Source organism: uncultured Pseudoflavonifractor sp., assembly GCF_944387805.1.
Classification (GTDB): domain Bacteria; phylum Bacillota; class Clostridia; order Oscillospirales; family Oscillospiraceae; genus Pseudoflavonifractor.
The window spans coordinates 1-10,543 of the sequence record NZ_CALXGI010000082.1; the positions used below are offsets into that span (position 1 = coordinate 1).

General features: G+C 59.1%; 11 protein-coding genes. 10 read left to right on the plus strand and 1 reads right to left on the minus strand.

Annotation, left to right across the window (positions count from 1 at the left end; genetic code table 11):
* The first annotated feature begins 405 nt into the window (after window positions 1-405).
* Window positions 406-1,242, plus strand: coding sequence for a DUF4358 domain-containing protein (locus tag Q0K06_RS13035; protein ID WP_294553339.1), 837 nt, complete (start codon window positions 406-408; stop codon window positions 1,240-1,242).
* 85 nt (window positions 1,243-1,327) lie between these two features.
* On the opposite strand, the gene ftsH is transcribed toward Q0K06_RS13035, so the two are convergent.
* Window positions 1,328-3,208, minus strand: coding sequence for an ATP-dependent zinc metalloprotease FtsH (ftsH, locus tag Q0K06_RS13040; protein WP_294553341.1), 1,881 nt, complete (start codon window positions 3,206-3,208; stop codon window positions 1,328-1,330).
* Window positions 3,209-3,501: 293 nt separating this feature from the next.
* Here ftsH and Q0K06_RS13045 point away from each other — a divergent pair, with 293 nt between their 5' ends.
* The 9 genes from Q0K06_RS13045 to Q0K06_RS13085 all read left to right on the plus strand — a co-directional run.
* Window positions 3,502-4,239, plus strand: coding sequence for a YoaK family protein (locus Q0K06_RS13045; RefSeq protein ID WP_294553343.1), 738 nt, complete (start codon window positions 3,502-3,504; stop codon window positions 4,237-4,239).
* 172 nt (window positions 4,240-4,411) lie between these two features.
* Entirely contained in the window at window positions 4,412-4,714 is a 303-nt protein-coding gene (locus Q0K06_RS13050; RefSeq protein WP_294553345.1) for a hypothetical protein, read from the plus strand.
* Between the two features lie 119 nt (window positions 4,715-4,833).
* Window positions 4,834-5,289: a low molecular weight protein-tyrosine-phosphatase gene (locus Q0K06_RS13055; RefSeq protein ID WP_294553347.1), complete on the plus strand. Its 456-nt coding sequence runs from the start codon at window positions 4,834-4,836 to the stop codon at window positions 5,287-5,289.
* 138 nt (window positions 5,290-5,427) lie between these two features.
* Window positions 5,428-6,006, plus strand: coding sequence for a carboxypeptidase-like regulatory domain-containing protein (locus tag Q0K06_RS13060; protein WP_294553349.1), 579 nt, complete (start codon window positions 5,428-5,430; stop codon window positions 6,004-6,006).
* Between the two features lie 153 nt (window positions 6,007-6,159).
* A complete protein-coding gene (locus Q0K06_RS13065; RefSeq protein WP_294553351.1) occupies window positions 6,160-6,501 on the plus strand; it encodes an endonuclease domain-containing protein in 342 nt (113 codons plus the stop codon).
* Window positions 6,502-6,815: 314 nt separating this feature from the next.
* On the plus strand, window positions 6,816-7,487 hold the full coding sequence (locus tag Q0K06_RS13070) for a hypothetical protein (RefSeq protein ID WP_294553353.1): 672 nt from the start codon (window positions 6,816-6,818) through the stop codon (window positions 7,485-7,487).
* 55 nt (window positions 7,488-7,542) lie between these two features.
* A complete protein-coding gene (locus Q0K06_RS13075) occupies window positions 7,543-8,259 on the plus strand; it encodes a zinc ribbon domain-containing protein (RefSeq protein ID WP_294553355.1) in 717 nt (238 codons plus the stop codon).
* A 114-nt stretch (window positions 8,260-8,373) separates the two neighbouring features.
* Entirely contained in the window at window positions 8,374-8,823 is a 450-nt protein-coding gene (locus Q0K06_RS13080) for a hypothetical protein (protein WP_294553356.1), read from the plus strand.
* 7 nt (window positions 8,824-8,830) lie between these two features.
* Window positions 8,831-10,543, plus strand: a 1,713-nt coding sequence (locus Q0K06_RS13085; protein WP_294553357.1) for a DNA/RNA non-specific endonuclease, incomplete at its 3' end; no start/stop codon positions are given.

The window sequence follows — 10,543 nt, forward strand, 5'->3', positions numbered from 1 at the left end:
TACCCTTTTTCAACCATCTACTTTCTTTGCCACCGCCGTCCCTTTTCGGGGTTGACTTCTAATAGTTAATCTTTCTTCAGCTGATATTCCGCCTCTGCGGCGGGCTGCAATGTGGTCTCTGTCTTCTAGTATAATCCATCTCCTTTTTCTGTCAATGCATTTTAAAAGTTTATTTTTTAACCTATTTTTTGTTATTTTTGTGTCATATATGTCTAAAAAATATCAATTTCTTTTCCGGCAGGCATGGCGCCGGACGAGACGGAACCGCCGGGGACGGCGCGAAAAAATTTTTATTAAATTCCATATTTTCCGGGAACCTTTGTCTCTGGAATTCGTCTATTGCTTGAAACGGAGGGCGCAAGCCCGTCCGAACCGAATGCAAAAAACGCAAAAAGGAGTAATACCATGAAGAAAGCTGCTGTTCTGGGCCTGTCCCTGGCCCTCACCGCATCCATGACCCTGCCCGCCCTGGCCGTGGAGGCCGTGCCCATCTCCGCCAAGGTGGGCTATGACACCGCTATCACCCTCAACGGCAAGGAGCTGGACACCAGCGCCATCCCCGCCGTGGACGGCGAGGGCCTGATCCCCATGCGCCTGGTGGCCGAGAACGACTACGGCTCCGCCAGCTGGTTCCCTGAGGACAACACCGGCTGGTTCTACCTGGACGGCGGCAACATCACCGTCAACTTCGCCGACAACTCCATCACCGTGGGAGATGAGACTGTGGACGGCAAGGCCCAGGTCGTCAACGGCGTGACCTTTATGTCCGCCGACATTCTGGAGCTCTTTGAGGGCTATGACGTGACCACCGCCGAGGACGGCTCCATCACCATCACCACCCCCAACGGCACCCCCCTGGTGCAGGGCGCCTACACCATCCGTGACGCTGCCGGCGTTTACAGCAGCATGAAGTCCGGCGCCGACGTGCTGGTGGAGAACTACGGCGTGCCCGAGGGCGCTCTGGAGGAGGCCGTGGCCTTCTTCCCCATGATCACCTCTCCCGACACCATTATCCTGGGCAAGCTGGCCGAGGGCGCCGATGTGGACGCCGTGAAGGCGGCCTTTGAGGCCTACCGCCAGAGCCAGGAGGACACCTTCTCCTGGTACCTGAGCCAGAACCTGCCCAAGGTGCAGAACGCCCGCACCGTGGTGGACGGCGACTATATCCTCTTCGTCATCGCGGAGAACCCCGATGCCGCCGAGGAGGCCTTCCACACCTTTGTGGCCGCCCAGAACGCCTGATTTCCCTCCCTGTAACGACGAGCGCCCCCGCCGGTGTTGACCGGCGGGGGCGCTTTGTTTTTCTTTGGGTCCGGCTGCGAGCCATTTACTGCTCTGCTTTCAGCAGGGACATGAACTCTTCGCCGGTGATGGTCTCCTTCTCCAGCAGGTAGGCCGCCAGCTTGTGGAGCTGGTCCTCATGCGCCTGGAGCAGGCGGCGGGCCTTTTCGTGGGCTGCCTTTACGGTCTCCACCACCAGGGCGTCCACCCTGGAGGCGGTGTCCGCCGCGCAGGTCAGGGAGGTGTCGCCCCCCAGGTACTGGTTCTGCACGGTCTCCAGGGCCACCATGTCAAACTCATCGGTCATGCCGTACCGGGTCACCATGGCCCGGGAGAGCTTGGTGGCCTGCTCGATGTCGTTGGAGGCGCCGGTGGTCATGTTGTCCGGCCCGAAGATGAGCTCCTCGGCGGCCCGGCCGCCGGTGAGGGTGGCGACTTTGTTGATCAGCTCGGTGCGGCTCATGAGCGATTTCTCCCCCTGGTCCACCTGCATGGTGTACCCCAGCGCGCCGGAGGTGCGGGGGATGATGGTGATTTTGGTCACCGGGGCGGAGTGGGTCTGGAGGGCGGCCACCAGGGCGTGGCCAACCTCGTGGTAGGCCACGATTTTCTTCTCCTCCGGAGAGATGACCGCGTTCTTCCGCTGGGCGCCGGCAATAACGGTCTCCACGCTCTCCTCCAGGTCGGCCTGGGTCACAGTCTTGCGGCCCATCCGCACCGCCCGGAGTGCGCCCTCGTTGATGATGTTGGCCAGTTCGGCGCCGGAAGCGCCGGCGGTGGCACGGGCAATGGCGTCCCAGTCCACGTCGGCGTCCAGGTGGACGTCCTTCCCGTGGACCTTCAGGATGGCGATGCGGCCCTGGAGGTCGGGCAGCTCCACCGGCACCCGCCGGTCAAACCGGCCGGGCCGCAGCAGGGCCGGGTCCAGGGACTCGGGCCGGTTGGTGGCCGCCAGCAGCACCACGCCCTTCCGGCCGTCAAAGCCGTCCATCTCGGCCAGCAGCTGGTTGAGGGTCTGCTCCCGCTCGTCGTTGCCGCCCACGCCGGAGCCGTCCCGCTTCTTGCCGATGGCGTCAATCTCGTCGATGAACACGATGCAGGGCGCCTTCTCATTGGCCTGCTTGAACAGATCCCGCACCTTGGCCGCGCCCATGCCCACGAACATCTCCACAAACTCCGAGCCGGAGATGGAGAAGAAGGGCACCTTGGCCTCGCCGGCCACGGCCTTGGCCAGCAGGGTCTTGCCGGTGCCCGGCGGGCCCACCAGCAGCACGCCCTTGGGCAGCTTGGCGCCGATGGCGGCGTACTTCTCCGGCTCATGGAGGAAGTCCACCACCTCCATCAGAGACTCCTTGGCCTCGTCCTGGCCGGCCACGTCGGCAAAGGTAACGCCGGTGGCCTTCTCCTCCACGTAGATTTTGGCCCCCGACTTGCCGAAGGTCATGGCGTTGCCCATGCCGCCGGGCATACTGCCGCCCATCCGCTTGACCATCCACCGGGAGAGCAGTTCGCCGATGACAATAAAGAACAGGATGGGCAGCACCCAGGTGACCACAAAGCTCAGCAGCGGGGAGGCCTGGGTGGGGATGGATGCGGCGAAATGGATGTCCGGGTCGCTGCGCAGCTGCTGGAGCAGCCGCTGGCCGTCGTCAGGCCAGACGCCGGTCCGGTAATAGCCCTCCCGGCCGTCATCGTCCTGGGCGATAAAGACAATCTGTTCCTCATCCTTCTCCCAGGCCACCTCGCTGACCTGGCCGTTGTCCACCATGGTGAGAAACTGGTCGTAGCTGACCTCCACCACCTGCTCCCCCATCACAGAGGGGAATAGCAGCGCGTTGAGCAGCATTACCACCACCATGGCCACCAGATAGTAGAATATCAGCGGCTTCTTCGGGGGCGCCGGCTTGGTATCTTTCACTTCCTGCATCGCAGTACCTCCTTCTGGGAATTTCACTGTTACACGAAATAAAATATCCTCTCTCGCCCCGTAATTCAACCGCAAAGTGTGAATTTTTCCCCATTGCATGTTACAGTTTTTATTTTTTGGGCAAACCGCGCCTATAAATTGGAACTTATTCTCAGCTTCTCCCCCTCTCTTGCCGCCGGGCATTCTCTGTCCGCCGGTTCCCACCCATATGTTGTGCAAAATGCATCTGTCATTTTCCCCTTGCCGGGGGTATAATGGAACTCACAAAATCGGACGTAAAAGGGCTGGCTGACTTGAAAACACAAAGCAAACAAGAGAACGGGCAATATTTCCTCACCTGTGAACGGGACTGGGTCTACTTCACCCTTATCGCTGTGGCAGGGTTCTGGGGCGCATACACCTTTCTGCTGCGGGGCAATGTGTTCTGCAACGCCCAGACCAGCAACGTGGTGCTGATGGGGCTGGCCTTTGGCTCCGGGCAGTGGCGCAAGGGACTGTATTATCTGGTGCCCATCTCAGCCTATGTGCTGGGCGCCGTGGTATCGGAGCTGGCTCCCAACCCCATCAAGCACCGCTTCGCCGTCCGGTGGGACACCATTCTCATGCTGATTGAGATGGTTGCCATGCTCTGTCTGGGCTTTGTGCCTGAGTCCGCCCCCGCCCAGATCTGCCAGGTGGTCATCAACTTCCTGGCCTCCATGCAGTACAACACCTTCCGCCAGGCTGAGGGCATCCCTGTGGCCACCACCTTTACCACCAACCACATCCGCCAGATCGGCGTGGGCCTGGCCAAGGAGTTTCATCACCGCCACTCCACAGACAAGTCCCACCGGAAAAAGCTGGCCACCCACGCGGGTATGCTGCTCTTCTTTGCCGCAGGCGTAGTAGTGGGCACCGTCTTCTGCCATCTGCTGCTGGGGAAGGCCGTCTGGCTGACCATCATCCCTCTGGGCGTTGTCTTTATCAAGCTGCTCCACGCCGACCTGACCACCGAGAAGAGCCTGGTGGACCAAAAGCCCTCCGGCCATTGATGGTCCTTGAATTATCGCGCCGCAGGCCCCGCGCCCTGGGGCAGGCGCAGGCCATCGGATTTCCGGCTTTGACGGAACGCGGATGCTCCCGCCGTTCCGGCGCGCTCGGGCCGCTCCGCACCGCGGTGGGGCGGAGCGGATACACGGCAAAAGAAAAGAGAGGTGGACAAAAATGGCCTATCCCGACGAGGGTGTGGTACAGACCTGGCTGGACGCGCTACGCGGGCTGAATGTCCGGGTCAAGAAAATGTTTGGCTGCTACTGTGTCTACTGCGACGATCAGCCTGTGGGCTGGCTCAGCGATACGGTTTTTTCCCTGCGCGAAGTAGGGCTGACCTATCTGCCGGGCGATTTGAAACGTCCGTCTCCGGCGGATCGGGTCCAGGAGATCCCCATTCCCCTGGACTGCTGCCACTGCCCTTGGCTCCCCCGGGCGGTACAGGACACCGCCGACCGGCGGAAGGCAGCGCGGTAGCGCGCCGCCTTCTGTCCCGCAGAACGCCTCATGCCGGGACAACACGCGAAAAAACAGAAAAAAGCGCCGGAAAACCTATAATATCAAGGCTTGAAGGCTTTTGACGGGATATCAGAGATATGATAAAAATACTATTCGTCTGCCACGGCAATATCTGCCGCTCCCCCATGGCGGAGTTTCTCTTCCGCTATCTGGCGGAAAAACAGGGGAGAGGGGCGGAGTTCTCCGCAGCCTCTGCCGCCACCAGCCGGGAGGAGATCGGCAGCGGCGTCCACCCCGGAACCCGGCGGATTCTGGCCCGGTACGGCATCGACCCGTCAGGCAAGCGGGCCGTCCAGCTCACAGCGGCGGATTATAATAAGTACGACCTGCTCCTGGGCATGGACAGCGCCAATGTGCGCAATATGCTGCGCATCCTGGGCGGCGACCCCGAGGGCAAGGTGTGCCGCCTGCTGGACCTGACCGACCACCCCCGGGACATTGCCGACCCCTGGTACACCGGCGACTTTGAGGCCACTCTGGCCGACGTCCTGGAGGGCTGCTGCGCCCTCCTGTCCCGGTACGCCGGACAGTAACGCTTCATCCTCCGGCCTTAAAGGGCGCTGGTCATAAAACAGTTCATCGGTACAGCGCTGTGCCGATTGTGTTTTCAAGGTGACTATGATACCGTATAGACAATTCAACAAATCAATATTTGATGAGGAAATAAGGCAATGCTTTTAGATGGATATGTGAAAAGTAAGAACAATACTCCTATTGCCGGAGCTAAGATTGAAATAAAGGACAACGGTTTTACTACTATCTACTGTGCAGAAAGTAACGAGGATGGATACTATCAATTCGATATTCCCGAGGGGAAGTATCCTTTTTTAACTGCAGTAAAAGACTATGCGGTAAACTATTTGGAGTATTGGTGTCAAAACATTCCGCTTTTAGAAAACACTTCGTTGGATATTAGCTTTGATACATTGGAGATATACGGATTACATATTTTTTCTGTCAAAGGTGCAGGAAATGGTCTTATGATATACTTTAGACCTATGAGTTTGGTGAAATTTCAGGAAGGAAATGAAAACATAGCACCAGATGATATTTCCATTCGTGTGGAAGTTGATGGGAAAGAAACCGCTATTATTGCAAAGAACACAGTCGTAGAAGTAGCTGCTGATAAGGAAATGACAGCTTATTTGATTCAAGTTGAAGGAACCGATGCTTGGAATAAGATTGAAATTCAAATTGTAGATGCAGATAGCCATTATGGAGCTGCAGCAATTTTTAATCCTTGCGTGTAATGATTCAATTCTGCAAATTCCAGTTTATCGAACTGATTAAGGGCGCACTTCTATACACCTTTGGGTGTGTGGTGCGATGTGCAGTGCTGCACCGCAGAAGCCTCCCTTGTGTAAAGGGAGGTAGCACGGCGCAGCCGTGACAGAGGGATTGTCATGCAGTCAAAGCATAATAAGCAGTTGGTTCCATTGGCAAAGCACTTGCGCAAAGAGATGACAAAAGAAGAAAGACACCTGTGGTATGATTTTCTGTGTTCCTATCCTGTGCGGTTCTCCCGGCAAAAAGTAGCGGAAGCCAAACTTGTGATAGAACTGGATGGCTCGCAACACTATGAGGATGAGAATATGGGCAAAGATGAAGAACGAACCACCTTCTTGGAAGGCTATGGATTGCAGGTTCTGCGGATTCCGAATAACGAAGTCAGCAGAAACTTCCGTGGGGTCTGCGAGTATATCGATGCTACGGTAAGACAATCCCTCAGTCAGCCTACCGGCTGACAGCTCCCTTTACGCAAGGGAGCCTTTGGAGGATCTCTGCGCCTTTATCCCCACAAAGAAAAGGTCGGGTATCTACTGTTTAGATACTCGACCTTTAACTGTTTTACGGACACCCGTCTAATGGGCCGGAGGATATTTTTTTGCCCTGTTTTGCCCGGCTCCGCCGCTTTCTCCCCGTTCGCTCTTTTTCTTTTTATTTCAATTTATTTTTCTTTCTTTTTACATATATGGTTGCACCCGGAGAGACGCGGTGTTAAAATGTGATAAATCATCCTGTGTATGTATGCGGGATGTAACGCAAAGGAGTTGGTTGCATGGCAAATTTCTGTAAAAATTGTGGGCGGCCTCTGGAGAATGGCCGCTGCCCCGTGTGCGACGGACCGGCCGGAGGGCAGGATGCGCCCCCTGCCTCCTCTGCCTCCGGCGCTGCCTTTTTCGCGGGGCTGGGGAACGACCTTCAGGCCCTCTTCGCCTCCCGGAACCCCTTCCGCATCGCCCCGGCGGCAGGCTTTGTAGTGCTGGCCCTGGTCTATCTGCTGCAGGCCTTTTTCTCTCTGTCCGACAGGGGAATGCCCTATAACCTGTACCTGGTTTTGTCCTGGCTGAATCTGCTCAGCTGCATCGCCATAGGCGTTGGAGCCGCGGGACTGGTCAAAGGCACGGCGGCATCCGGCGCCGCTCTTCTGTCCGGCTGCGTGTCCGCCCTGCTGGGCCTCACCGGCGTGTTCAACCTGCTGGGCATCCTGGTGCAGCACTACTTCCCCTTCAACTACCTGCTGCCCTGCCTCTTCCTTCTGGTGCTGGGGCTGGGCATGACGGTCAGGGACAAGCTGCTGCGCATGTTCTGCCTGGGCGGCGCAGCTGCTCTGGCCCTCGTCCTGCTGGTGGAGGCCTTTACCACGCTGCCCTTCCTGCCCCAGCTGGTGCTGTGCTGGTGCGCCCTGTGCTGCGCCCTGTCCCTGGTCAAATCTCAGGACCAGCTGTGACAATCCCGTTCAAAACGCGTTTCCCTATGTAAAAGAAAAAAGGAGGATTTCTATTATGGCTTTTTGCGAAGAGTGCGGCAGCCGGATTCCTGACGGCGCCGACAAGTGCCCCGCCTGCGGCGCGGCGGTGTCCGCCCCTCAGCAGGCGCAGGCTTCCAACTACGGCCAGCAGGCCTCCAGCCAGAGCGCCCCGTCCTATCGTCCCGCCGCCGGCGGCCGGGTGGACAACCTGGTGCTGGCCGAGAACGAGCAGGTGGTGCGCCAGTACCAGTGCAGCAATGTGAAGCGTCCCCGCTGCGTGGGCTACCTGACCGTCACCAACAAGCGCATCCTCTTCCAGGGCAAGGCGGCCTCCAGCCGCATCGCCAAGGAGGTGGTGCTGGACTCCGTCTCCGGCCTGGACTGCTACTACGGCCTGAACATTAACGTGGGCGGCATTATCCTGGGCGTCATTCTGGCGCTGGCCGGCCTGTTCCTGCTGGTAAGCGACGGGGATATGGCAATCTGGGGCCTGCTGGCCATTGTCCTGGGCGTGCTGTGCGTCATCGGGTCCATTCAGAAGAGCTTCTTCCTATCCATCTTCTCCTCCAAGGCCAACGGGTCGCCCATCAGCATCGGCGTCGGCGCCCGTACCCTGGCCGGCAACGGCGCGCTCTACTCCCTCATGAGTGAGCCCACCGCCGACACCGACCGCATGCTCAACGAGCTGGGCGCCCTGGTCCAGGATCTCCAGACCCTTGGCGACCACGCCATCGAGAAGTGGAGCAAGTAACCGCCCCATTGTCTCCCGCGCCCAAAGGGCGGCTATGCCAGCGCATAGCCGCCCTTTTTGGTCCGTCTCCCTTCCGATTCAATCTTACCCAATTCCAATGGCGGAGGTATTGCTATGCTTGATTTGACCAACGGAATCCTGGACCTTGACGGGATCTCCTTCGGCCCCCAGACCACCCTGAACGATTTGAAGGGCTCCGGCCTTCCCGTGCGGGTGACCGTGACCCCTTCCACCGGCACAGCGCTGGCCCGGGGCACCAAAATTGTCCACGTGGACGGCGCACCCTTTTTGCCCGAGTTCTACTTTTCCAACGGTCTTCCCACCATGGTGCTGCTCCGTCCGGCCATCCAGTATCCCCCCCGTATGACCGACCCGGCGGAACGCCAGCAGCTGCGCTATGTGGCCTGCGCCCGCTGGCTGTTTATCCGCCTGGGCAGACCCCATGACGAGTTCCCCGGCGAGGCCAGGTATGACTTCCCCTGGGGCAGCGCCAGCGCCGTGGCCCATCTGCTGCCCAAGGACGCCTGTGACGCCGGTTATCTCGCCCTGCGCTACAGGAGGTAGATGACACATGGTCAGGCGCTACTCCGCCCGGAAAGACTATGCCAGTCAAAACGCCTCCTGGCAGGGGGTGAATCTCTCCTCCAGCGGCCCCCAGCCTTATTCCGGCATTGATAACCTGAAAAACATGTCCATCCAGGACGACCATATCTATGTGTCTGTCAGTCAGCAGCAGCACAGTATGATTGCGTCAGGCCAGCCGCTTCCCACCGACCGGTATCCCGCTCTGAGCGGATATTTTACCGACGAGGCCACCGCCAGCCGCCATTTCGACGGCGACAGCCGGTACAGCGCCGTGGGGCTGGCGGGCGACCTGCAGCAGAACCCCTACTATGACCCCGATGCCGCCATGCAGGCCGCCATGGACGGCAAGGAGTACTTCCCCCAGTTCAACGGCAACCTAGACTGCTTCACCATTGACCGTGACCGGCTGGAGGCGGTCTATGGCACCCGGGACCTGAATGCCGCCGTGGGCAAGTGCACGGCCAACGACCATCTGGGCTGCGGCGGCGGCAACCAGGGCTTTAACAGCGATTTGACTGAGCTCTACAACAACGGGTGTCTGAAGTATGACCCGGCCCGCTCCCGCACCTCTGAGGATGTGGTCTGCCGGGATTACGACGCCATGCAGAGCCGCGCCGAGGCCCGCACCCAGGACTGCTTTGCCCGCCATGAGCGGACCCCCAGCCCGGAGGTATGCGCCCAGACCAGCATGGGGCCTGCCAACACGGTCCAGTCCCAGCCCTTCCACAGCACGGAGGTCCAGAAGTCCGCCTATTATACCGGCATGCACGAGCGGCTCAACGACCCCAACCTGTTTCAGGACAACGCCCCGTCGGACTACCAATATGTCAAGACCATTTATGGCAAGTCCGCTGAGGGCGTTTTGGGAAATACCTCCGGCCAGCGCAATCTCTCCGCCCAGCGCACGGTGGGCGGAGAGGACCGCCGCTCCACGGACGACGGCGGGCATTTGATTGGCACCCGTTTTCAGGGCTCAGGCGATATGGAGAACCTGGAGCCCCAGGACCGGAATCTGAACCGGGGCAGCTACAAACAGATGGAAAACCGCTGGGCCGCCGCCCAGGACGCCGGAGACAAGGTCTTTGTCCATTCGGAGAGCTTCCATTCCGACCAGTCCCAGCGTCCCGAGGCCTTTATGGGCTATGCCATCTACGAGCATCCCGACGGCACCCGGGAGTGGGAGGCCTTCTCCTATCAGAACGAGAGCTCTTCCACCCAGCAGGAGTGGAACGACGCCCTCAATCAGTTTGACCCCAAGGGGCTTTATCTGGATAATTCTCTCAATCCCCGGGACTATAATCCGGCAGATTATGAGGCGGAGCTGAATGACATGGACTCCCCGGAGCAGAGCAGGCCACCTGTGGGGACAACACCGGACCAGCATCAGGACGAGAACCAGGAACAGGCTCAGGACGAGAACCAGGAACAGGCTCAGGACGAAAACCAGGAGCAGCCCCAGGACGAGAACCAGGAACAGGCTCAGGACGAAAACCGGGAGCAGGCTCAGGACGAGAACCAGGAGCAGGCTCAGGACGAAAACCAGGAGCAGGCCCAGGACGAGAACCAGGAGCAGGCTCAGGACGAGAACCAGGAACAGGCTCAGGACGAGAACCAGGAGCAGGCTCAGGACGAGAACCAGGAACAGGCTCAGGACGAGAACCAGGAACAGACTCAGGACGAGAACCAGGAACAGGCTCAG

Coding starts and splice junctions, on each gene's coding strand:
- Q0K06_RS13035 (WP_294553339.1), top strand. CDS start 406: ATGAAGAAAGCTGCTGTTCTGGGCCTGTCCCTGGCCCTCACCGCATCC.
- ftsH (WP_294553341.1), bottom strand. CDS start 3,208: ATGCAGGAAGTGAAAGATACCAAGCCGGCGCCCCCGAAGAAGCCGCTG.
- Q0K06_RS13050 (WP_294553345.1), top strand. CDS start 4,412: ATGGCCTATCCCGACGAGGGTGTGGTACAGACCTGGCTGGACGCGCTA.
- Q0K06_RS13055 (WP_294553347.1), top strand. CDS start 4,834: ATGATAAAAATACTATTCGTCTGCCACGGCAATATCTGCCGCTCCCCC.
- Q0K06_RS13060 (WP_294553349.1), top strand. CDS start 5,428: ATGCTTTTAGATGGATATGTGAAAAGTAAGAACAATACTCCTATTGCC.
- Q0K06_RS13065 (WP_294553351.1), top strand. CDS start 6,160: ATGCAGTCAAAGCATAATAAGCAGTTGGTTCCATTGGCAAAGCACTTG.
- Q0K06_RS13070 (WP_294553353.1), top strand. CDS start 6,816: ATGGCAAATTTCTGTAAAAATTGTGGGCGGCCTCTGGAGAATGGCCGC.
- Q0K06_RS13075 (WP_294553355.1), top strand. CDS start 7,543: ATGGCTTTTTGCGAAGAGTGCGGCAGCCGGATTCCTGACGGCGCCGAC.
- Q0K06_RS13080 (WP_294553356.1), top strand. CDS start 8,374: ATGCTTGATTTGACCAACGGAATCCTGGACCTTGACGGGATCTCCTTC.